We start from the raw sequence: 19,806 nt of genomic DNA, 5'->3' as shown, positions 1-19,806 counted from the left end.
AATTGCCGATTTTCCTGCTAGGCTGGATATAGGAGCGTCCATGCATATGCCCATCCAGTTCGACACCCTCGATTACGCCAAACGCCTCGCCTCGGCCGGCGTGCCCACACAGCAGGCGGAGGCCCATGCGATGGCGCTGGGCGAAGTGCTGGGCTCGGCCGTCGTCGTGCATGGCGAACTGGCGGCGCTGGAGCGCAATGTACTGGGGGAAATCAAGCTGGTGTCGCAACAGGTCGATACCAAGGTGGGCGCCCTGGCGGTGAAGATCGATGCGCTGGAACTCAGGCTCGACACCAAAATAGACGCCCTGGAGCACAAATTCGACGCCCGCCTGGAACGCCTGGACTTGCGCCATGGCGCAGACATGAAACACGTGTACTGGATGATGAGTACTTTGATCCTGCTCAACCTGGGCATCCTCAGTAAACTGATGCTGCAGTAAGCGCACACTAACTTTCCTAGCAACAAAAAAGCCGCTGCTCCCGGGGGAGCTCAGCGGCTTTTGCCTGTGCGTCTTGCTTACGTCTAGGACGCTTCTTCCGGCGCCTGCGTGGCCTTGACGAAGATGGGCGCCACCAGCAAGCCCAGCTCGAACAGCAGGCACATCGGGATGGCCAGCGAGAACTGGCTGACGACGTCCGGCGGCGTGACGATGGCGGCAATCACGAAGGCGCCGACGATGATGTAGGGACGCACTTCCTTGAGTTTCGCGATGGAAACCAGTCCCATGCGCACGAGGATCACTACCACCACGGGCACCTCAAACGTGGCGCCGAAGGCCAGGCACATCGACATGACGAAATCGAGGTAATTTTCGATATCGGGCATGAGGGTGATGGAGTCGGGCGAGAACTGGTTGATGAAGTGAAATACCCTGCCAAAGACAAAGAAATAACAGAAGGCAACTCCACTCATGAACAATAATGAGGAGGAAATCACCAGTGGCGCGATCAGGCGTTTTTCATGCGCGTACAGGCCTGGTGCGATAAACGCCCACAGCTGGTACAGCACCCAGGGCAAGGAGAAGACAAAGGCCACCAGCAGGGTCACCTTCATCGGTATCAGGAACGGCGAAATGACGCCGGTGGCAATCATTTTTGAATCTTTTCCGGTCAGCGAACTGAGCATCGGCTGGGCGATGATGTCGTAGACTTTATCCGGGCCAGGCCACCAGAACAGCAACGCGCACACCACGGCAATGCCGATCGAGGCCTTGACGAGGCGGTTGCGCAGCTCGACCAGATGCGAGATAAAAGTTTCTTCCACGGGGGATTTGCTACTCATGAGTAAAAGGAGGAGGAACTGGCGCGCGGACGGAAACGCGCCACGCGGGCGGCCGCCGACTGCACGTGCTGCTTGCCGCCATGGCGCTGCTTGTACCAGCCAGGAACGGCGGAATTGCGCACCAGCTTCTTGCGGCGAAATTCGCGCGCCTTGCGGGCCAGGTCATCGTTGGTGGCGCGCAGCATGGCTTCATGGGCATCGTGATGCCCATCATATGCACTGGAATCACCGCGCCAGGCGTTTTCCACCTCGGCCAGGTTGCCGGAGATCGAGTTTTCCACGCCATGCATGGATTTCTCCACGCTTTGCTTGACGGAATGGGCTGCCTCCTGCACTTCCTTCTGCAGGTTTTTCAGCTCTTCCATTTCGATTTCGCGCGAAACTTCGGATTTCACCTGGTTCAGATAGCGTTGCGCGCGGCCATACAGGGTGCCGGCCATGCGCGCCACCTTCGGCAACTTTTCAGGACCGATGACTATCAACGCAACCACGCCGATGATGGCGATTTTAGAGAGACCGAGATCGATCATAAGCGGACAAGGGCTGTTACCGGACGAGGCAAGGGCCCCGCCACGCTATCAGGACTTGCTTTTCTCTTTCGTTTCGACGTCGATGGTGCTTTTGTCGGCCACTTGCGATGGCGCAGCAGGAGGGGTGCTGGCTGCCGGGGCGTCATCGTCGCCCTTGACGCCATCCTTGAAGCCTTTGACGGCCTTGCCGATATCACCGCCGATATTGCCCAGTTTCTTGGTGCCGAAGACCAGCATCACGATAACCAGAACGATCACCCAGTGCCAAATACTCAATGAACCCATCACATTCTCCTTGCGGGACGGTGCCCGAATAGCGTCAACCAATGCCGGTAGTATACACGCGAACCCGGCGCACGGCGAAATCAGTGCTGGCCGCGCCAGGGACGGGGACCGCCGTACACATGCATGTGCAGGTGATACACCTCTTGCCCGCCGTTCGGGCCGCTGTTGATCATGGTCTTGAAGCCGCCGGACGGCACCCCATCGGCGTCATAGCTGACGGCGCAGCCGAACTCGGCAGCGAGTTTCGGCGCCAGGCGCAGCAGCTTGCCCAGTATTTCCGTATGGCTGTCGTCGCAGTCGGACAGGCTGGCCACATGGCGCTTCGGGATCAGCAGCAGGTGCACGGGGGCGGCCGGGTTGATGTCCTTGAAGGCCAGCAAGTCGTCGTCTTCATACACGATGGAAGAAGGAATTTGTTTCGCAGCAATCTTGCAAAAAATACAGTTATCCACGCACGCTCCAGTAGGTCAGTGTTTGTCTGTTTCGCCAGCGTCGCGCAATTCATCCTTGCGCGCCGCCTTTTCTTCCAGGCCGGACAAGCCTTCGCGGCGCGCCAGCTCGTCGAGCACCTGCTGCGGCGTCAGGTCGAACTGCGCCAGCATCACCAGGCTGTGAAACCACAGGTCGGCGCACTCGTACAGCACTTTCGACGGGTCGTTGTCGCGCCGCGCATCCTTGGCGGCCATCACGGTTTCCGTCGCTTCCTCGCCGATTTTTTTCAGAATCGCATCATCGCCCTTGGCGAACAGGCGCGCGACATACGAGGTGGCGGGGTCGCCGCCATTGGCCAGCTTGCGCGATTCAATCACGGCGGCCAGGCGTTTTAACGTTTCGCTCATTTGCTCTTGCTTTCCGCGTAAATCGCCTCAGGGTCTTTCAGGACGGGGTCGGTGACTTGCCATTCGCCCGTTTTTTCGTCGCCTTCGAACTTCTGGAAGAAGCACGAGTGGCGGCCCGTATGGCAGGCGATGCCGCCGGCTTGCACGATTTTCAGCAAGACCACGTCTTCGTCGCAATCGAGGCGGATTTCCAGCACCTTTTGCGTGTGGCCCGACTCTTCGCCCTTGTGCCACAGTTTCTTGCGCGAACGGCTCCAGTACACGGCTTCGCCCAGCTCCACCGTGCGCGCCAGCGCGTCGCGGTTCATCCAGGCGAACATCAGCACGTCATTGCTGCCCGCTTCCTGCGCGATCACGGGCACCAGGCCGTGCTCGTCCCATTTGACCTTTTTCAGCCACTTGGCATTGCTTGCTACGATGGTTCCGTTTTGCATGTTCTTCTATCCTGCTTGTATGTACTTTACGCCAGGCGCATGGGAATGCCCTGCTGCGCCATGAACTGCTTGGCTTCCTGCACCGTGTGCTGGCCATAGTGGAAGATGCTGGCGGCCAGCACGGCATCCGCGCGCCCCACCTTGATGCCATCGACCAGGTCTTGCAAGCCGCCCACGCCGCCCGAGGCGATGACGGGGATGCTGACGGCATCGGACACGCCGCGCGTCAGGCCCAGGTCGAAGCCCACCTTGGTGCCGTCGCGGTCCATGCTGGTGAGCAAGATTTCTCCGGCGCCCAGGCTTTCCATTTTACGCGCCCACTCGAATGCGTCCAGGCCCGTGGCAGTGCGCCCGCCATGGGTAAACACTTCCCACTTGCCGGGCGACACCTGCTTGGCGTCGATGGCGACGACGATGCATTGCGAGCCGTGCTTTTGCGATGCCTCAAACACCAGCTGCGGGTTCGTCACGGCCGACGTGTTGATGCTGACCTTGTCGGCGCCCGCGTTGAGCAGGCGGCGCACATCTTCCACCACGCGCACGCCGCCGCCCACGGTCAGCGGAATGAATACTTGCGATGCCACGGCTTCGATGATGTCGAAGATCAAACCGCGGTTGTCGCTCGAGGCGGTAATATCGAGGAAAGTGATTTCATCGGCGCCCTGCTCGTCATAACGGCGGGCAATTTCCACGGGGTCGCCCGCGTCGCGCAATTCCGTGAAATTGACGCCTTTGACGACGCGGCCATTCGTCACGTCGAGGCAGGGGATGATACGTTTTGCAAGCATGATGGGTTCCAGATTGTCGCCAGGCCAGGACACGCGCAGGCGCGCCCCGGCCGGGCAGGCTTAAACGGCGGCGTCGGTCAGTTCGTCGGCGCGTTCCTGCGCCTGCGCCAGGTCGATCGTGCCTTCATAGATGGAACGGCCGCAGATCACGCCTTCGATGCCTTCGGCCTGGACCGCGCACAGCGCTTCCACGTCACCGATATTGTGCAGGCCGCCCGAGGCGATGACGGGGATCTTGACGGCTTGCGCCAGCTTGACGGTGGCGTCGATATTGATGCCGCCCATCATGCCGTCGCGGCCGATGTCCGTGTAGATGATCGACTCGACGCCGTAGGCTTCGAATTTTTTCGCCAGGTCGATCACTTCGTGGCCCGACATCTTGCTCCAGCCATCCGTTGCCACTTTGCCATCCTTGGCATCGAGGCCGACGATGATGTGGCCCGGGAAGGCGCCGCAGGCATCGTGCAGGAAGCCGGGGCTTTTCACGGCCGCCGTGCCGATGATGATGTAGGTGATGCCGGCGTCCAGGTAGCGCTCGATGGTGTCGAGGTCGCGGATGCCGCCGCCCAGCTGCACGGGGATTTCCTCGATGTCGTTTTCCACGGCGAAATCCTGCACCGCCTTCAGGATGGCTTTCACGGCGCCTTCATTCTTTGGCTTGCCGGCAAAGGCGCCGTTCAAGTCGACCAGGTGCAGCCGGCGCGCGCCTTGCATCAGCCAATGGCGGGCCATCTCGGCCGGGTCTTCGGAAAATACGGTGGCAAGTTCCATATCGCCTTGTTTCAGGCGTACGCAGTGACCGTCTTTCAGGTCGATGGCGGGAATAAGCAGCATGGTCAGTGTGATTTAAAAGTGAGTGAGAGGCGGAAAAAAAGCCGGAGAGCCAACGTTAAGGTTGCCAGTGAACGAAGTTCTTGTACAGCTGCAAGCCAGCGGCAGCACTTTTTTCAGGGTGAAACTGTGTCGCGAAAATATTATCACGGGCGACGGCGCAAGCGAACGGCGCGCCATAGATAGTCTCGCCCACCGTGTGCGCCGCTTCTTGAGGTTGAGCAAAATAGCTGTGCACAAAGTAAAAATAGGCGTTGTCGGCAATGCCATCCCACATGACATGGGACGCCGTTTGCCGCACTTGGTTCCAGCCCATTTGCGGCACCTTGAAGCGCGAGCCGTCTTCCTGTACCTGGCCGTCGAGCTGGAAGCGCACGACTTTGCCTGGAAGCAAGCCCAAACCGGCCGCATCGCCCTCTTCGCTGCCGTCGAACAGCATTTGCTCGCCGATGCACACGCCCAGCACGGGCTTGCTGTCGGCGGCGCGCAGCAGCGCCTCCAACACGCCCGATTCGCGCAGGCTGCGCATGCAGTCGGGCATGGCGCCCTGGCCCGGCAAGACGATGCGGTCGGCGCTGTCGATGTCGGCAGCGACACCGGAAATGCGCACGTCGGCTTCCGGCGCCACGGCACGCAGCGCCTGCGCCACCGAGCGCAAATTGCCCATGCCGTAATCCACCACCACAATTTTATTCATGTTTGATCCCGGAATCTACAATATAGCGAGAGCGGCGCTCACAGGCTGCCCTTGGTCGATGGAATGATGCCGGCCGCGCGCTCGTCGAGCTCGGCAGCCATGCGCAGCGCGCGGCCAAAGGCCTTGAACACGGTTTCGCACTGGTGGTGGGCATTCGTGCCGCGCAAGTTGTCGATATGCAATGTCACGCCCGCATGGTTGACGAAGCCGCGGAAAAATTCCAGGGTCAGGTCGACGTCGAAGCCGGCGATCATGGCGCGCGTAAACGGGATGTGGTATTCGATGCCAGGGCGGCCCGAGAAATCGAGCACCACGCGCGACAGCGCCTCGTCCAGCGGCACGTAGGCGTGGCCGTAGCGGCGGATGCCCTTCTTGTCGCCGATGGCCTTGGCCACGGCCATGCCCAGGGTGATGCCCACGTCTTCCACCGTATGGTGGTTGTCGATATGCACGTCGCCCGTCGCTTCGATATCCAGGTCGATCAAGCCGTGGCGGGCGATCTGGTCCAGCATATGGTCGAGGAAGGGCACGCCGGTATTCAGCTTTTGCTGGCCCGTGCCGTCCAGGTTGAGGGCGACGCGAACTTGCGTCTCATTGGTGTTGCGCGTGATTTCTGCGGTGCGGTTCATGGGAGGCTCTGGCGATAGGCTAAACGAGGGATGCCTTGAAGGCATCGTAAAAAAGGGAATTTTCTTCCGGGGTGCTGACGCTGATGCGCAGGCAATTGGCCAGCGCAGCATGCATTTTACTCATATTTTTAATTAAAACCCTGCGGGCAAGCAGTTTTGCGCAAACATCGTCGGAATCTGCCACACGAATCAGAAGAAAATTTGCCTTCGAAGGGAACACGGTCACGCCGGGCAGCTCTGCCAGGCGTCGAGCCAGCGCATCGCGCGCGCTGTTGAGCAAGTCCGCCTGCGCGTTGAGCACGTCGAGGTGCTCGAGCGCGAATTCGGCCGCCGCCTGCGTCAGCACATTCACGTTATACGGCGGGCGCACTTTCTCGAATTGCGCCAGCAGGGCCGGCGCGGCCGACATGTAGCCGAGGCGGATGCCCGCCAGGCCCAGCTTCGACACGGTGCGCATCACCACCAGGTTTTCATATTCAGGCAGGCGGCCCATGAAACTGTGCTGCGCGAACGGCTCATACGCTTCGTCGACGACGGCGATGCCCGTGTCGCCGAGGGCGGCGAGGATGCGTTCGATGTCGGCAGTGGCAAACAGGTTGCCCGTCGGGTTGTTCGGGTACGCGAGGAAGACCAGCGCCGGGCGGTGCGCTTCGATGGCCGCCAGCATGGCCGGCATGTCCAGGCTGAAGTCCGGATTCAACGGCACGCCGACGAAATCCATGCCGGCAAACTGCGCCGAACGGGCATACATGACGAAGGCCGGCACGGGCGCCAGCAGCACGGCGCGCTGGCCCGGCTCCTGGCGGGCGCACGCCATGGCCAGGATGGAAATGAGCTCATCGGAGCCGTTGCCCAGCATGACGTCAAAGCCGGCGGGCACGCCCAGATTGGCGCAAATGGCTTGCTGCAGGCTGGCGTACGACGGCGGATAGCGGTTCAGCGCCACGCCGGCCAGGCGCGCGCCCAGTTCCTCGCGCAGCTGCTGCGGCAGCGGATACGGGTTTTCCATCGCATCGAGCTTGATGTAACCGCTGGCATCGGCGACCTGGTAGCTTTTGACGGCGCGCACATCGGCGCGCACGGTGTTGCTGATTAACTGATCGAGGAAAGACATGCTGCAAACACTCCTGATGGAATTAAAGGGAGACTAAACGACGACGTCTTCCGGCACGCTGGCGCTGCGCGCCTTGCGGGCCGGTGCTTTTTTCACGGCAGCCGGTTTTTTGACCGCCGCCGGCTTTTTCACCGCCTTGGCGGGTTTCGCCGCGGCGCCTGTCGCTGCGGCACGGCGCTTGGCCGGCGCCTTTTTCTCAGGCTGCGGCGCGGCCGGCGCGGCCAGCTCCTGGGTCAATGCCGCCAATCGCTGTTCGATGATGGCGCAGTAGTCGGGGTTCAGTTCGAAGCCGACGAAATCGCGCCCGCAGCGCTTGGCCGCCAGGGCCGTGGTGCCGCTGCCCATGAACAGGTCGAGCACCACGCCGCCGGGCGGGCACGAGGCCTTGAGCATGCGCTCGATGATTTCCAGCGGCTTTTGCGTCGGGTGGTCGGCCCGTTCCGGGTGTTCCTTGTGCAGGCGCGACACGCTCCACAAGTCTTTCGGGTTGTAGCCCACTTCCAGCCATTTCGCGCCGATGAAGATCGAGCGCGAACGGGCTTTCTTGGTGGCCGCGTCGTAGGCGATGCGCACCGCGTCAAGGTCGAAGTAGTAATCCTTGCGCTTGACGAAGAAGCCGATGGTGTCGTGCACCGATGAAAAGCTGCGCACGCTGCCGCCCATGGACGGCACGCGGCGATCCCAGATGATTTCATTCATCATCGCCATGCGCTGTTTCAGCATGACGAAGATCTCCGGCGAATAGCGCCAGGTGAGGAAGATATACAGGCTGCCGTTGGCTTTCAGCTTGGGCAGCGCCGCATCGATCCACTGTTCCGTCCAGCGCAGGTAGTCGGCCACCGACTGCTGGTCCGAGGCATTGCCGTAATCCTTGCCCAGGTTGTACGGCGGGTCCGTCAGGATCAGGTCCACGGAGCCATCGGGAATGCGCGCCAGGCCTGCCAGCGCATCTTCGCAATAGACCCGGTTGACCCAGTCCGGCTGGTCCGCCATCGTCGTCATGGCTGCGGCTTCAGACGCAGTTCGGCGCTGCGCGCGTGCGCCTGCAAGCCTTCGCCATACGCCAGGGTGGCGGCGACACGGCCCAGAGTTTGCGCGCCCGCTTCGCTGACGTGGATGATGGACGAGCGCTTCTGGAAGTCGTACACGCCCAGCGGCGACGAAAAGCGTGCCGTGCGCGAGGTCGGCAGCACGTGATTGGGACCGCAGCAATAGTCGCCCAGCGATTCGGACGAAAAACGGCCCAGGAACATGGCGCCCGCGTGGCGGATCTGCTCGGCCCACTGCTGCGGGTTGTCCGCCGAGATTTCCAGGTGCTCGGCCGCGATGCTGTTGGCGATTTCGCACGCCTCTGCCATGCTGCGCACCTTGATCAGCGCGCCGCGGTCGGCCAGCGAGGTGCTGATGGTGGCCTGGCGCGGCATCGTCGGCAGCAGCCTGGCGATGCTCTCCTCGACTTTCGCGATGTAGTCTGCGTCGGGGCACAGCAAAATGGCCTGCGCCAGTTCGTCGTGCTCGGCTTGCGAAAACAGGTCCATCGCAACCCAGTCGGGGTCCGTCGTGCCGTCGCACAGCACGAGGATTTCGGAAGGCCCCGCGATCATGTCGATGCCGACGATGCCGAATACGCGGCGCTTGGCGGCGGCCACATAGGCGTTGCCGGGGCCGACGATTTTATCCACGGCGGCGATCGTCTGCGTGCCATAGGCCAGCGCGCCGACGGCTTGCGCGCCGCCGATGGTGATCACGCGCGTCACGCCGGCGATCGCGGCAGCGGCCAGCACCATCTGGTTTTTCACGCCGTCCGGTGTCGGCACCACCATGGTGATTTCGCCCACGCCCGCCACGTGCGCGGGAATCGCGTTCATCAGCACGGACGACGGATACGCCGCCTTGCCGCCCGGGACGTAGATGCCGACGCGGTCCAGCGGCGTGATCTTTTGCCCCAGCACCGTGCCATCGGGCTCGGTGTAGCTAAAACCGCGCAATTCCTCGCGCTGGCGTTCGTGGAAGGCGCGGATGCGCTGGGCGGCGATCTGCAGCGCCTCGCGCTGCGCCGACGGCAAGCCGTTCAGGGCCGCCTGCAGTTCGGCTTGCGAAATATCAAACGCCGCCATTTCCGCCGCGCCGCCATGCGGGATGCGGTCGAAACGGTTGGTGTATTCCAGTACGGCGGCATCGCCGCGCGTTTTCACGTCGGCCAGGATTTTTGCGACCGACGTTTCAATCGCTGCATCGGTGCCCGCCTCGAACGCCAGCAGCGTATCGAGCGATTGTTGGAAACCATCCTGGCTTGAATCGAGCTTGCGTATCTGTATCGGCATAATCGGCTTTCTGCTACTGAATGTGTTGTCTAGGCTTGCGAGGCAGTTTGCGAAGCGCGCTCAAATGCCTCGATAATCGGCTGCAAGCGCTCGCGCTTGAGCTTTAATGCCGCCTGGTTGACCACCAAGCGCGATGAAATTTCCATGATGTGCTCGACCTCGACGAGGTTGTTCGCGCGCAAGGTGCTGCCCGTGCTGACCAGGTCGACGATGGCGTCGGACAGGCCGACCAAAGGCGCCAGCTCCATCGAGCCATACAGCTTGATCAGGTCGACGTGCACGCCCTTGGCGGCGAAATGCTCGCGCGCCGTGTGCACGAATTTGGTGGCCACGCGCAAGCGCGCGCCCTGGTGCACGGCCTTTTCGTAGTCGAAGCCGGCCTGCACCGCCACCGACATGCGGCAGGAGGCGATATTCAGGTCGATCGGCTGGTACAGGCCTTCGCCGCCGTGTTCCAGCAGCACGTCCTTGCCCGCCACGCCGAAATCGGCCGCGCCGTACTGCACATAGGTCGGCACGTCGCTGGCGCGCACGATGATGACGCGCACGTTCGGATCGTTGGTGGCCAAAATCAGCTTGCGCGAGGTCTCCGGGTTTTCCAGCACCTTGATGCCGGCCGCTTCCAGCAGCGGCATGGTGTCCTCAAAAATGCGGCCTTTTGACAGCGCCAGGATCAGCTGGGAGCTGTCGCCGTTGTTCGATCCGTTCATGCTCGTTCCTTGTTATTTAATACGTACGATGTTCGCGCCGACGGCCGACAATTTGACTTCCATGCGGTCGTAGCCGCGGTCGAGGTGATAGATGCGGTCGATCAGCGTTTCGCCGTCGGCCGCCAGGGCCGCGATCACCAGCGACGCCGAGGCGCGCAGGTCGGTCGCCATCACGGGCGCGCCGCGCAGCTGCTTGACGCCGGCGATGATGGCCGTGTTGCCCTCGATGGTGATATCGGCGCCCAGGCGGTTCATTTCCTGCACGTGCATGAAGCGGTTCTCGAAAATCGTCTCGGTGACGCGGCTGGCGCCATTCGCGATCGTATTCACGGCCATGAACTGCGCCTGCATGTCGGTCGGGAAGCCCGGGTATTCCGTGGTGCGGAAGCTGACGGGGTTCGGACGGGCCGACATTTCGGCGCGGATCCAGTCGGCGCCGAAGGTCATCGTCAGGCCCATGGCGCGCAGCTTGTCGAGCGCCGCGTCGAGAATATCGGTGCGCACGTTGCGCAGGGTGATGTCGCCGCCGGTGGCCGCCACGGCGCACAGGAAGGTACCCGTTTCGATACGGTCGGCGATCACCGCGTGCGAGGCGCCGTGCAGGGCGTCGACGCCCTGGATCACCAGGCGGCTGGTGCCGATGCCGTCGATCTTCGCGCCCATGGCCACCAGCAGGTGCGCCAGGTCGGTCACTTCCGGTTCGCAGGCGGCGTTTTCCAGGATGGTCTCGCCTTCGGCCAGGGTCGCGGCCATCAAGAGGTTCTCGGTGCCGGTGACGGTGATCATGTCGGTGACGATGCGCGCGCCTTTCAGCTTGGCGCACTTGGCGTAGATGTAGCCCGCTTCGATGCGGATCTCGGCGCCCAGCGCTTCCAGGCCCTTGATGTGCTGGTCGACGGGGCGCGAACCGATGGCGCAGCCGCCCGGCAAGGACACCTTGGCTTCGCCGAAGCGCGCCAGCATGGGGCCCAGCACGAGGATCGAGGCGCGCATGGTCTTCACCAGTTCATACGGCGCTTCCAGGGTGTCGATGGCGCTGCCATTCAAGACCACGCGGTCGCCGTCCTGCTGCACTTTCAGGCCCGTCTGGCCCAGCAATTTGAGCATGGTGGCCACGTCGTGCAAATGCGGCACGTTGGTCAGGTCCAGGTCGCCCGCGGTCAGCAGGCCCGCGCACAGGATGGGCAGGGCGGCGTTCTTCGCGCCGGAGATGGCGATGTCGCCGTTCAGGCGGTTGCCGCCGTTGATGAGGAGCTTGTCCATGTGCTTATCCTTGGAATTCTTCAGGTGTCAGGGTTTTCATCGACAGCGCGTGGATTTCCTCGCGCATGCGGTCGCCCAGCGCCGCGTAGACGATCTGGTGACGCTGGATCAGGCGCTTGCCGGCAAACGCGGGCGAAACGATCACGGCCTGGAAGTGCTGGCCATCGCCCTCCACTTCGAGGTGCGTGCATTCGAGGCCGGCCGACAGGTAGCCGTGGATCAGTTCTGGAGTGGTGGTCACGATAAGTCCTTGATATTGAATAATGTAGTGATGTGATGTGCCGCAATCAATGGCGCAATTAGTGTCGCAGTCTGTAGCCGCTTTTCAGCAGGCGGATCGATGCCAGCGCCAGGATCACGAGGAAGCCGGCGACGATGGAAAGGCTGAGCCATGGGCTGACGTCGGACGTGCCGAAGAAGCCGTAGCGGAAGCCGTCGATCATGTAAAAGAAAGGGTTCAGGTGCGATACCGTCTGCCAGAAGGCGGGCAGCGAGTGGATCGAATAGAACACGCCCGACAAGAAGGTGGCCGGCATGATCAGGAAATTCTGGAAGGCGGCCAGCTGGTCGAATTTTTCGGCCCAGATGCCGGCGATCAGGCCCATGGTGCCCAGCATGGCGGCGCCGAGAAACGCGAAAATGACGATCCACAGGGGCGCGACAAACGACAGGTCGGCGAACCAGCAGGTGATGGCAAACACGCCAAAGCCCACGGCCAGGCCGCGCGCGACGGAAGCGAGTACATACGCCGAAAAGATTTCCCAGTGCGACAAAGGCGTGAGCAGCACGAACACCAGGTTGCCCGTGATCTTCGACTGGATCAGCGAGGACGAGGAGTTGGCAAACGCGTTTTGCAGCACGCTCATCATCACCAGGCCGGGAATCAGGAAGGCCGTGTAGCTGACGCCGGGGCTGGGCTCGACGCGGCCGTCGAGCACATGGCCGAACACCAGCAGGTACAGCATCGACGTGAGCACGGGCGCGGCCACGGTTTGCGTCGCCACTTTCCAGAAGCGCAGCGTCTCTTTGTAGACGAGGGTGCGAAATCCTGTCGAAATCATACGGTACCTTTATCCATGATCTGCAAGAAGATATCTTCCAGGTCGGCTTGTTGCAATTGCATTTCATCGATGTCGACGCCCGCCTCGCGCAGGCGGGCGAGGATTTTCTCGACTTCGCTGTATTCGTTGACGCGCAGGCTGAATTTGTTCGGCGCCTGCTGTTCTTCCGGGTGCAGCACCAGGTGCCGCAGGTCGGCCGGCAAGGCGCCGTGTTTCAGGTGCAGCTGCAGCTGCGAGCCGGCGATGCGGCGGATCAGGGCCGACATGGTGTCGAGCGCCACCACCTTGCCCGTCTTCAGCATGGCCACGCGCTGGCACATGGCTTGCGCCTCTTCCAGGTAGTGCGTGGTCAGCACCACCGTGTGGCCGCCTTCGCGGTTCAGGCGCGAGATGAACTTCCACAGGGTCTGGCGCAGTTCCACGTCGACGCCGGCCGTCGGCTCATCGAGCACGATGACGGGCGGCTTGTGCACCAGCGCCTGGGCCACCAGCACGCGGCGCTTCATGCCGCCGGACAGCGCGCGCATATTGGTGTCGGCCTTGCCGGTCAGGTCGAGGTTTTCCATGACCTCGTCGATCCACTTGTCGTTGTTCGGCAGGCCGAAATAGCCGGACTGCAGGCGCAGGGTTTCGCGCACAGTGAAGAACGGGTCGAACACCAGCTCCTGCGGCACCACGCCCAGGTTGCGGCGCGCGTTGCGGAAGTCCGTGACCACGTCGTGGCCATGGATCTTGACGGTGCCCGCGTCGGGGCGTATCAGGCCGGCGATGATGGAAATGAGGGTGGTCTTGCCGGCGCCATTCGGGCCGAGCAGGCCGAAAAACTCGCCTTCCTCGATGGCCAGCGACACGCCGCCCAGCGCCTTGAGCGATTTATAGCTCTTTTCTACATTCGTGATTTGAATTGCGGTCATGTGCTTGTTTCAAGTGTAATGCGTCTGGTGTGATGCGCCGGCTGCCGGGGAAAGCCAGGCTGGCAGGCCGGCGCAGGGCGCCCCTTCCGTGGAGGGTGGCGCAACAGTCAATTATAGTTGGAAACTTCGTGGAACACTTGGAGATCAATCCGGCGGCGCTGCTGGCCTGCCGGCTTGAAAGCTACTGCTGATGCGGGGAGTGGGACAGGATCAATGATGATGCAGGTCGGACGGGCTGCGCTCGGCGTGGCCGCCGGCGCTGGCGCAGTCGTCGGCCGTCAGGGTGCTCGACACGAGCGAGCAGACGCCATACAGCTTGGTGAGGTTTTTCAGGTTGTTCGGCAGGTTTTTCAGCTCCAGCACGCCGCCCGCTTCCTGCGCGGCGCGCTGCCACGTCAGCATGACGGAAACGGCGGCCGAATCGACGGCCTTGACGTTGCGCAAGTCGAACTTCGTCTGACCCGAGCGGATGGCGTCCAGACCCTGCTCCAAGGCCGAAGTGGCATTGTGCACGGTCAGGGAAGTCAGGGACTGCAAGGTGTCGAGAGAGTCGGGCATGGCGTCGGGCTGCGCTGGTCTGGAGCTGGGTCAGGAGCTATATGATAGCCGATTATTTGGCTTTGGCGGCGGGACGGCTGGCCAGGGCCTTGTTTTTTGCCTGCAAGGTCTTGATCAGGCCATCAATGCCGCCCTTGCTGATCTCGCTGGCGAAGCTGCTTTTGTACGTTTCCACCAGCCACGCGCCCAGCACGTTGATGTCATAGATCTTCCAGCCGGACGGGGTTTTCGCCACGCGGTAGTTCAGGGGCACGGGTTCGCCGCGCGCCACATTCACTTGCGAGCGCACTTCCACTTCCGTGTCGGCCGGGTCGGCGCGCAGCGGCTTGAATTCCACGGTTTCGTTCTTGATCTGCGACAAGGCGCCCGAATACGTGTAGATCAGCAAGGTGCGGAATTCCGCGGCCAGCTGCTTTTGCTGGTCGGGCGTAGCGTCGCGCCAGTGGCGGCCGGCGGCCAGCGAGGTCATGCGCTGGAAATCCACGTACGGCAAGATCTTGCTTTCCACCAATTCGGTAACGCGCTTGATATCGCCCGCCTGGATGGCCTTGTCGGCCTTGGCCGTGTCGATCACGTCCTGGCTGATACGTTTGACCAGGGCATCCGGCGCTTCGGCAGCGGGTGCGGCCTGGGCCGCGGTGGCAAAGGCGATGGTCGCCATCGCCAGCAGTTGTTTCATCAATTTCATGGTTCTACCTTTCATGGTGTTGCTATGCACCGGCTGGCGTTGATCGCAGCCGTGGTGTTCTTGTACCGGAGTTTACTCCTGAGGCCTGGCCTCGGAGGCAACGGTATTGCTACCAGATGTTACGAGGTCCGCTGGCGCCACCTCGGCGGCGGCCGTGGCCGCAGGCGCGTCATTGGCAGGCTGCGGTTTGGCTTCGTACTCCGGCTCGTAATCGCTGGTGTCGTTTTTTGGCACTTTGCGGTCGCGGCGGTCCGTATCGCCATCGAAGACCTTGCTTTCGCGCGCTTGCAGGAAGCCGTCGCGGATGAATTCATAACGGTCCAGCGCGGCCGCTTCCATCAAGTTGGTCGCGTCGAGCAGCGCGGCGCGCTTGTCGACCACGCGCGTCACCGTGCCGATATTGCGCACCGAGACAGGATCCTTGTAGCGCCATGGGTCGCCCGTGATATCGAGCGGCAGGGCTACCGTGTCGCGCACGGTCGATGGGCCCAGCAGCGGCAGCATCACGTACGGACCAGGCTGCACGCCATACCAGCCCAGGGTCTGGCCAAAGTCTTCGCTGTGCTTGGGAATGCCGGCCTGCGAGGCGATGTCGATCAGGCCGAAGATGCCGAAGGTCGAGTTCATGCTGACGCGCACGACGTCCTGCAAGCCCGCTTCGCCCTTGCCTTGCAGCAAGTTGTTCACGGCGCTCCACACGTCGGACAAGTTGCCGAAGAAGTTGCCCACGCCCGTTTGCACGAACGATGGCGTGACCGTCTTGTAGGCCGTGGCGACCGGTTTCAGGGCCACCTGGTCGACGGTATCGTTGAACTTGAACATCGCGCGGTTGTAACCCTCGAGCGGGTCGCGCGGATTGGTGCCGGTGGCGCAAGCGCTCACGCTGGCGGCGATGGCCAGGGCCAGGCCGATACGCGCCAGGCTGCCTTGGGATTGCTTGGTCGACTCGCTCATTTGCTGTCCTTTCCTTCCGCTGCCTTGCTGTAGATGAACTGATTGATCAGGTCTTCCAGCACTGTGGCCGATTGAGTACGGGCGATCTTGTCGCCCTCTGCCAGGTTCGCCAGATCGCCGCCTGCTTCCAGGCCGATATATTGCTCACCCAGCAAACCGGCCGTCAGAATCTTGGCCGAGCTGTCTTTCGGAAATTTGTAGCCATCTTCGATGTCGAGTTTCACCAGCGCCTGGTAGGTCTTGTCGTCAAAGCGGATCTCCGCCACGCGCCCCACCACCACGCCAGCGCCCTTGACGGGCGCCTGCGGCTTGAGCCCGCCAATATTGTCGAACTTGGCCGTAATGGTATACGTCTTGCTGAAAGACAGCGAGCTCATATTGCCGGCCTTGAGCGCCAGAAACATCAATGCCGCTACACCGAGCAAGACGAACAAGCCGACCCAGACATCCAAAGATTTACGTTGCATAAACAATCCTAAATAATTTTTACTTGTTGCCGCCTGCGCAATATCCTGCCCAGGCCCGCTGTTTGTCGCTGATGAGCAATTACTTGCTAAACATCAACGCTGTCATCATGAAATCGAGCCACCACACCATCAACGACGAAATCACCACCGTGCGCGTGGTGGCGCCGGAGACGTCTTCCGGCGTCGGCTGCGCCTGGTAACCCTGGAACAGCGCGATGAAGGTCACCGCGATGCCGAACACCAGGCTCTTGATGGTGCCGTTGCCGACCTCTTTCCAGACATCCACGCCGCCTTGCATCTGCGACCAGAACGAGCCTTCATCGACGCCGATCAGCACCACGCCGACCAGGTAGCTGCCGATGATGCCGACGGCCGTGAAGATGGCGCCCAGGATAGGCATGGCGATCACGCCGGCCCAGAAACGGGGCGCCAGCACGCGCTGGATCGGGTTCACGGCCATCATTTCCATGGCCGACAATTGCTCGCCCGCCTTCATCAGGCCGATTTCCGCCGTCAGCGAGGTGCCGGCGCGGCCGGCGAACAGCAGCGCCGTCACGACGGGGCCCAGTTCGCGCGTCAGCGACAGCGCCACCAGCAAGCCCAGCGACTGCTCGGCGCCATACGTGGTCAAGGTGTAATAACCTTGCAAACCCAGCACCATGCCGACAAACAGGCCGGAGACGGCGGTAATCACCAGCGAGCGGTTACCGATAAAAAACAGTTGCTCGATCACCAGGCGCGGACGGCGCCACAGGCCGCCCGACGAGGCGATGATGATAAAGAACGAACGCACGGCAAAGCCGAGGTCTTGTACCGCATTGCGCAACCATGCTCCGATCGCCGCCAGGAAACGCGCGATCATCGGCCGCCCCCCGCGTGCAGACCCAGGTCGTCGGCCAGCGACTTGCCCGGATAATGGAACGGTACGGGGCCATCGGCCTCGGCATTGACGAACTGCTTGACGTACGGATGCGTCGACACGGCCATCTCGGCCGGCGTGCCGTGCGCCACGATCTTGCCCGATGACAGAAAATAGACGTAATCAGCGATGGCGAAACACTCCTTCACATCGTGCGATACCAGGATAGACGTGGAGCCCAGCGCATCGTTCAGATTGCGGATCAAATTGGCCGTCACGCCCATGGAAATCGGGTCCAGGCCGGCGAACGGCTCGTCGTACATGATCAGTTCGGGGTCGAGCGCGATGGCGCGCGCCAGCGCGACGCGGCGGCCCATGCCGCCCGAGATCTCGGCCGGCTTCAATTGCGCCGCATTGCGCAGTCCCACGGCGTGCAGCTTCATCAGCACCAGGGTGCGGATCAGCTCTTCATTCAAGTCCGTGTGTTCGCGCAGGGGGAAGGCCACGTTCTCGAACGCCGTCAAGTCCGTAAACAGCGCGCCGTGCTGGAACAGCATGCCCATCTTGCGGCGCAACTGATACAGCTCGTCGGTGCCCAGCGTATGCACGATCTGGCCGTCCACATTCACGGAACCGGAACTGGGACGCAGCTGCCCGCCGATCAGGCGCAGTACGGTCGTCTTGCCACTGCCGGAGCCACCCATGACGGCCACAACTTTTCCACGTGGGAAATCCATTTGAAGGCCCGATAAAATCGAACGTTCTCCATAGGCAAAGTGTAAATCACGGATCTCAACAAGATTTGGCACGACGAAGCTCACTATTTTAATGGCGTATTGTAGTGCAGAAACGCCAACCTCTGCTGAGACACCCCTTGGGACAGCCCCGTAAAGGGGAAGAATACAACACTAATGAATCGAAAGTCAGATATTGTAGTGGAAATTTGACCTGCGCATCGCGCACCCATCCGATGGCACTCACGGCTGTCGACTTGACAAGTAAAAATAAGAAAGGCCACGGCGCGCTCCGCGCCGTGGCCCTGTCAAAAAACGAACAATTGCTCGTTTTTTAGCGCGGCAGCAGCGATGCCCCCATCAGGAACTCATCGACGGCACGCGCGCACTGGCGCCCTTCGCGGATGGCCCACACCACCAGCGACTGGCCACGGCGCATGTCGCCGGCCGCAAAGACTTTCGGCACCGAGGTCTGGTAGCAGCCGGCGCCATCTGTTGTCGCCTTGACATTGCCGCGCGCATCCGTATCGACGCCAAACGCTTCCAGCACTTGTTGCACGGGGGAAACAAAACCCATGGCCAGGAAGACCAGGTCGGCCTTCATCTCGAATTCCGAGTTCGGCACTTCGCTCATCTTGCCGTCTTTCCACTCGACGCGGCAGGCGATCAGCTTTTCCACCTTGCCGCCCTTGCCTTCGAAACGCTTGGTGGCCACGGCCCAGTCGCGCTCGCAGCCTTCCTCGTGCGAGGACGAGGTGCGCAGCTTGGTCGGCCAGTACGGCCAGACCAGCGGCTTGTTTTCCTGTTCCGGCGGCTGCGGCATCAGTTCGAACTGGGCCACGGAGGCGGCGCCATGGCGGTTCGAGGTGCCGACGCAGTCGGAACCCGTGTCGCCGCCGCCGATCACCACCACATGCTTGCCCGTGGCCTTGATCTGGTCCTTGAGCTTGTCGCCCGCGTTGACCTTGTTTTGCAGCGGCAGGAAATCCATGGCGAAATGCACGCCTTTCAGCTCGCGGCCCGGCACGGGCAAGTCGCGCGGCTGCTCGGCGCCGCCGGCCATGATGACGGCGTCGAATTCTTTTTCCAGGTCTTCCGGGAAAATGGTTTCCTTGGCCCAGTTGTTTACATGCGCAGGGAAATCCTTGCCGACCAGCACGCTGGTGCGGAAGACCACGCCTTCGGCTTCCATCTGTTTTACGCGCAGGTCGATGTGCGACTTTTCCATCTTGAAGTCGGGGATGCCATAACGCAACAAACCACCGACCCGGTCGCTCTTCTCGAACACGGTGACGGCATGGCCGGCGCGCGCCAGCTGCTGCGCCGCCGCCAGGCCGGCAGGGCCGGAACCGACGATGGCGACTTTCTTGCCGGTGCTAAAACCCGCCGGCTGCGGCGTGACCCAGCCGTGCTCCCAGCCCATGTCGATGATTTTATGTTCGATGGACTTGATGCCGACCGGATCTTCATGGATGCCCAGGGTGCAGGCCGACTCGCACGGCGCCGGGCAGATGCGGCCCGTAAACTCCGGGAAGTTATTCGTCGAATGCAAGATGTCGAGCGCTTCGCGGTAGGCGCCGCGGTACACCAGGTCATTCCAGTCGGGAATGATGTTATTCACGGGACAACCCGTGGTGCAGAAGGGGATGCCGCAATCCATGCAGCGCGCACCCTGCACGGTCGCTTGCGCGTCCGACAGGTGCAGCACGAATTCCTTGTAGTTCTTCAGACGCGCGGCAGGCTCCAGATAGTGTTCGTCCTGGCGCTTGAATTCCATGAAGCCGGTAATTTTACCCACGATGTTTCCTTTGTATTTGGCTGGCGGGGAGCGGCTAGGCCGCTC

General features: G+C 61.9%; 26 protein-coding genes. 1 reads left to right on the top strand and 25 read right to left on the bottom strand.

All coding sequences use genetic code 11. From position 1 onward, the window contains the following. Nucleotides 1-40 precede the first annotated feature (40 nt). Nucleotides 41-442: a hypothetical protein gene (locus tag AC07X6_RS14080; RefSeq protein WP_494791366.1), complete on the top strand. Its 402-nt coding sequence runs from the start codon at nt 41-43 to the stop codon at nt 440-442. An 83-nt stretch (nt 443-525) separates the two neighbouring features. Here the strand turns inward: AC07X6_RS14080 and tatC are convergent, their stop codons facing one another. The 25 genes from tatC to AC07X6_RS13955 form a co-directional block, all read right to left on the bottom strand. Then, on the bottom strand, nt 526-1,284 hold the full coding sequence (tatC, locus tag AC07X6_RS14075) for a twin-arginine translocase subunit TatC (protein WP_494791365.1): 759 nt from the start codon (nt 1,282-1,284) through the stop codon (nt 526-528). After that, nucleotides 1,281-1,814 carry a Sec-independent protein translocase protein TatB gene (tatB, locus tag AC07X6_RS14070; RefSeq protein ID WP_494791364.1) on the bottom strand — a complete coding sequence of 178 codons (534 nt, stop codon included), beginning with the start codon at nt 1,812-1,814 and terminating at the stop codon, nt 1,281-1,283. The genes tatC and tatB overlap by 4 nt, the downstream gene beginning before the upstream one ends. Before the next feature lie 48 nt (nt 1,815-1,862). Continuing rightward, on the bottom strand, nt 1,863-2,099 hold the full coding sequence (tatA, locus tag AC07X6_RS14065; RefSeq protein ID WP_230542016.1) for a Sec-independent protein translocase subunit TatA: 237 nt from the start codon (nt 2,097-2,099) through the stop codon (nt 1,863-1,865). A gap of 80 nt (nt 2,100-2,179) precedes the next feature. Then, complete coding sequence (locus AC07X6_RS14060; RefSeq protein WP_230542017.1) at nt 2,180-2,551, bottom strand: histidine triad nucleotide-binding protein; 372 nt, start codon at nt 2,549-2,551, stop codon at nt 2,180-2,182. A gap of 15 nt (nt 2,552-2,566) precedes the next feature. Next, a complete protein-coding gene (locus AC07X6_RS14055; protein WP_034753849.1) occupies nt 2,567-2,938 on the bottom strand; it encodes a phosphoribosyl-ATP diphosphatase in 372 nt (123 codons plus the stop codon). Continuing rightward, a complete protein-coding gene (gene hisI / locus AC07X6_RS14050) occupies nt 2,935-3,372 on the bottom strand; it encodes a phosphoribosyl-AMP cyclohydrolase (protein ID WP_494791363.1) in 438 nt (145 codons plus the stop codon). The genes AC07X6_RS14055 and hisI overlap by 4 nt, the downstream gene beginning before the upstream one ends. A 26-nt stretch (nt 3,373-3,398) precedes the next feature. Beyond that, nucleotides 3,399-4,160, bottom strand: a complete 762-nt coding sequence (hisF, locus tag AC07X6_RS14045; RefSeq protein ID WP_070290307.1) for an imidazole glycerol phosphate synthase subunit HisF — start codon at nt 4,158-4,160, stop codon at nt 3,399-3,401. Nucleotides 4,161-4,220: 60 nt separating this feature from the next. Next, nucleotides 4,221-4,994, bottom strand: coding sequence for a 1-(5-phosphoribosyl)-5-[(5-phosphoribosylamino)methylideneamino]imidazole-4-carboxamide isomerase (gene hisA / locus AC07X6_RS14040; protein WP_230542019.1), 774 nt, complete (start codon nt 4,992-4,994; stop codon nt 4,221-4,223). Nucleotides 4,995-5,049: 55 nt separating this feature from the next. After that, the gene (hisH, locus tag AC07X6_RS14035) at nt 5,050-5,688 is read right to left on the bottom strand and encodes an imidazole glycerol phosphate synthase subunit HisH (RefSeq protein ID WP_230542020.1); all 639 of its coding nucleotides are present in this window, start codon (nt 5,686-5,688) and stop codon (nt 5,050-5,052) included. 38 nt (nt 5,689-5,726) lie between these two features. After that, the gene (gene hisB, locus AC07X6_RS14030) at nt 5,727-6,317 is read right to left on the bottom strand and encodes an imidazoleglycerol-phosphate dehydratase HisB (protein ID WP_010402123.1); all 591 of its coding nucleotides are present in this window, start codon (nt 6,315-6,317) and stop codon (nt 5,727-5,729) included. Between the two features lie 19 nt (nt 6,318-6,336). Next, nucleotides 6,337-7,431: a histidinol-phosphate transaminase gene (gene hisC, locus AC07X6_RS14025; RefSeq protein ID WP_494791362.1), complete on the bottom strand. Its 1,095-nt coding sequence runs from the start codon at nt 7,429-7,431 to the stop codon at nt 6,337-6,339. Nucleotides 7,432-7,464: 33 nt separating this feature from the next. Beyond that, on the bottom strand, nt 7,465-8,433 hold the full coding sequence (locus tag AC07X6_RS14020; protein WP_494791361.1) for a DNA-methyltransferase: 969 nt from the start codon (nt 8,431-8,433) through the stop codon (nt 7,465-7,467). Beyond that, nucleotides 8,430-9,755, bottom strand: a complete 1,326-nt coding sequence (hisD, locus tag AC07X6_RS14015; protein ID WP_230542022.1) for a histidinol dehydrogenase — start codon at nt 9,753-9,755, stop codon at nt 8,430-8,432. Before hisD ends, AC07X6_RS14020 begins: the two co-directional genes overlap by 4 nt. Before the next feature lie 29 nt (nt 9,756-9,784). Continuing rightward, nucleotides 9,785-10,465, bottom strand: a complete 681-nt coding sequence (gene hisG / locus AC07X6_RS14010; RefSeq protein WP_035823105.1) for an ATP phosphoribosyltransferase — start codon at nt 10,463-10,465, stop codon at nt 9,785-9,787. 12 nt (nt 10,466-10,477) lie between these two features. Continuing rightward, nucleotides 10,478-11,728, bottom strand: a complete 1,251-nt coding sequence (gene murA, locus AC07X6_RS14005) for a UDP-N-acetylglucosamine 1-carboxyvinyltransferase (protein WP_070257789.1) — start codon at nt 11,726-11,728, stop codon at nt 10,478-10,480. Between the two features lie 4 nt (nt 11,729-11,732). Next, complete coding sequence (locus AC07X6_RS14000; RefSeq protein WP_034753824.1) at nt 11,733-11,969, bottom strand: BolA family protein; 237 nt, start codon at nt 11,967-11,969, stop codon at nt 11,733-11,735. Between the two features lie 58 nt (nt 11,970-12,027). Next, nucleotides 12,028-12,789 (bottom strand): ABC transporter permease, encoded by a 762-nt coding sequence (locus tag AC07X6_RS13995; RefSeq protein WP_076569463.1) that lies wholly within the window; start codon nt 12,787-12,789, stop codon nt 12,028-12,030. Continuing rightward, entirely contained in the window at nt 12,786-13,703 is a 918-nt protein-coding gene (locus AC07X6_RS13990; RefSeq protein WP_494791360.1) for an ABC transporter ATP-binding protein, read from the bottom strand. Before AC07X6_RS13990 ends, AC07X6_RS13995 begins: the two co-directional genes overlap by 4 nt. A 210-nt stretch (nt 13,704-13,913) precedes the next feature. Further along, nucleotides 13,914-14,261: an STAS domain-containing protein gene (locus tag AC07X6_RS13985; protein ID WP_230542024.1), complete on the bottom strand. Its 348-nt coding sequence runs from the start codon at nt 14,259-14,261 to the stop codon at nt 13,914-13,916. A gap of 52 nt (nt 14,262-14,313) precedes the next feature. Next, nucleotides 14,314-14,949 (bottom strand): MlaC/ttg2D family ABC transporter substrate-binding protein, encoded by a 636-nt coding sequence (locus tag AC07X6_RS13980; protein ID WP_230542025.1) that lies wholly within the window; start codon nt 14,947-14,949, stop codon nt 14,314-14,316. A gap of 72 nt (nt 14,950-15,021) precedes the next feature. Further along, nucleotides 15,022-15,903 (bottom strand): MlaA family lipoprotein, encoded by an 882-nt coding sequence (locus AC07X6_RS13975; protein ID WP_230542026.1) that lies wholly within the window; start codon nt 15,901-15,903, stop codon nt 15,022-15,024. After that, nucleotides 15,900-16,370 carry an outer membrane lipid asymmetry maintenance protein MlaD gene (gene mlaD, locus AC07X6_RS13970; RefSeq protein ID WP_070219660.1) on the bottom strand — a complete coding sequence of 157 codons (471 nt, stop codon included), beginning with the start codon at nt 16,368-16,370 and terminating at the stop codon, nt 15,900-15,902. Before mlaD ends, AC07X6_RS13975 begins: the two co-directional genes overlap by 4 nt. Nucleotides 16,371-16,449: 79 nt before the next feature. Then, nucleotides 16,450-17,232, bottom strand: coding sequence for a lipid asymmetry maintenance ABC transporter permease subunit MlaE (gene mlaE, locus AC07X6_RS13965; RefSeq protein ID WP_152255879.1), 783 nt, complete (start codon nt 17,230-17,232; stop codon nt 16,450-16,452). Continuing rightward, on the bottom strand, nt 17,229-18,038 hold the full coding sequence (locus AC07X6_RS13960; RefSeq protein ID WP_230542028.1) for an ABC transporter ATP-binding protein: 810 nt from the start codon (nt 18,036-18,038) through the stop codon (nt 17,229-17,231). Before AC07X6_RS13960 ends, mlaE begins: the two co-directional genes overlap by 4 nt. Nucleotides 18,039-18,297: 259 nt before the next feature. Beyond that, the gene (locus AC07X6_RS13955; protein ID WP_278317324.1) at nt 18,298-19,761 is read right to left on the bottom strand and encodes a glutamate synthase subunit beta; all 1,464 of its coding nucleotides are present in this window, start codon (nt 19,759-19,761) and stop codon (nt 18,298-18,300) included. Nucleotides 19,762-19,806: the final 45 nt, after the last annotated feature.

It is taken from the genome of Janthinobacterium sp. GW460-12-1-14-LB5, from assembly GCF_059423585.1.
Note: the sequence above shows the minus strand (reverse complement) of the source record. Positions and strands in the feature narration are given on the sequence as shown.

Excerpts from the sequence above, each read along its gene's own strand:
- AC07X6_RS14080 (WP_494791366.1), top strand. The coding sequence starts at position 41 with ATGCATATGCCCATCCAGTTCGACACCCTCGATTACGCCAAACGCCTC.
- tatC (WP_494791365.1), bottom strand. The coding sequence starts at position 1,284 with ATGAGTAGCAAATCCCCCGTGGAAGAAACTTTTATCTCGCATCTGGTC.
- tatB (WP_494791364.1), bottom strand. The coding sequence starts at position 1,814 with ATGATCGATCTCGGTCTCTCTAAAATCGCCATCATCGGCGTGGTTGCG.
- tatA (WP_230542016.1), bottom strand. The coding sequence starts at position 2,099 with ATGGGTTCATTGAGTATTTGGCACTGGGTGATCGTTCTGGTTATCGTG.
- AC07X6_RS14055 (WP_034753849.1), bottom strand. The coding sequence starts at position 2,938 with ATGAGCGAAACGTTAAAACGCCTGGCCGCCGTGATTGAATCGCGCAAG.
- hisI (WP_494791363.1), bottom strand. The coding sequence starts at position 3,372 with ATGCAAAACGGAACCATCGTAGCAAGCAATGCCAAGTGGCTGAAAAAG.
- hisF (WP_070290307.1), bottom strand. The coding sequence starts at position 4,160 with ATGCTTGCAAAACGTATCATCCCCTGCCTCGACGTGACGAATGGCCGC.
- hisA (WP_230542019.1), bottom strand. The coding sequence starts at position 4,994 with ATGCTGCTTATTCCCGCCATCGACCTGAAAGACGGTCACTGCGTACGC.
- hisH (WP_230542020.1), bottom strand. The coding sequence starts at position 5,688 with ATGAATAAAATTGTGGTGGTGGATTACGGCATGGGCAATTTGCGCTCG.
- hisB (WP_010402123.1), bottom strand. The coding sequence starts at position 6,317 with ATGAACCGCACCGCAGAAATCACGCGCAACACCAATGAGACGCAAGTT.
- hisC (WP_494791362.1), bottom strand. The coding sequence starts at position 7,431 with ATGTCTTTCCTCGATCAGTTAATCAGCAACACCGTGCGCGCCGATGTG.
- AC07X6_RS14020 (WP_494791361.1), bottom strand. The coding sequence starts at position 8,433 with ATGACGACGATGGCGGACCAGCCGGACTGGGTCAACCGGGTCTATTGC.
- hisD (WP_230542022.1), bottom strand. The coding sequence starts at position 9,755 with ATGCCGATACAGATACGCAAGCTCGATTCAAGCCAGGATGGTTTCCAA.
- hisG (WP_035823105.1), bottom strand. The coding sequence starts at position 10,465 with ATGAACGGATCGAACAACGGCGACAGCTCCCAGCTGATCCTGGCGCTG.
- murA (WP_070257789.1), bottom strand. The coding sequence starts at position 11,728 with ATGGACAAGCTCCTCATCAACGGCGGCAACCGCCTGAACGGCGACATC.
- AC07X6_RS13995 (WP_076569463.1), bottom strand. The coding sequence starts at position 12,789 with ATGATTTCGACAGGATTTCGCACCCTCGTCTACAAAGAGACGCTGCGC.
- AC07X6_RS13990 (WP_494791360.1), bottom strand. The coding sequence starts at position 13,703 with ATGACCGCAATTCAAATCACGAATGTAGAAAAGAGCTATAAATCGCTC.
- AC07X6_RS13985 (WP_230542024.1), bottom strand. The coding sequence starts at position 14,261 with ATGCCCGACTCTCTCGACACCTTGCAGTCCCTGACTTCCCTGACCGTG.
- AC07X6_RS13980 (WP_230542025.1), bottom strand. The coding sequence starts at position 14,949 with ATGAAATTGATGAAACAACTGCTGGCGATGGCGACCATCGCCTTTGCC.
- AC07X6_RS13975 (WP_230542026.1), bottom strand. The coding sequence starts at position 15,903 with ATGAGCGAGTCGACCAAGCAATCCCAAGGCAGCCTGGCGCGTATCGGC.
- mlaD (WP_070219660.1), bottom strand. The coding sequence starts at position 16,370 with ATGCAACGTAAATCTTTGGATGTCTGGGTCGGCTTGTTCGTCTTGCTC.
- mlaE (WP_152255879.1), bottom strand. The coding sequence starts at position 17,232 with ATGATCGCGCGTTTCCTGGCGGCGATCGGAGCATGGTTGCGCAATGCG.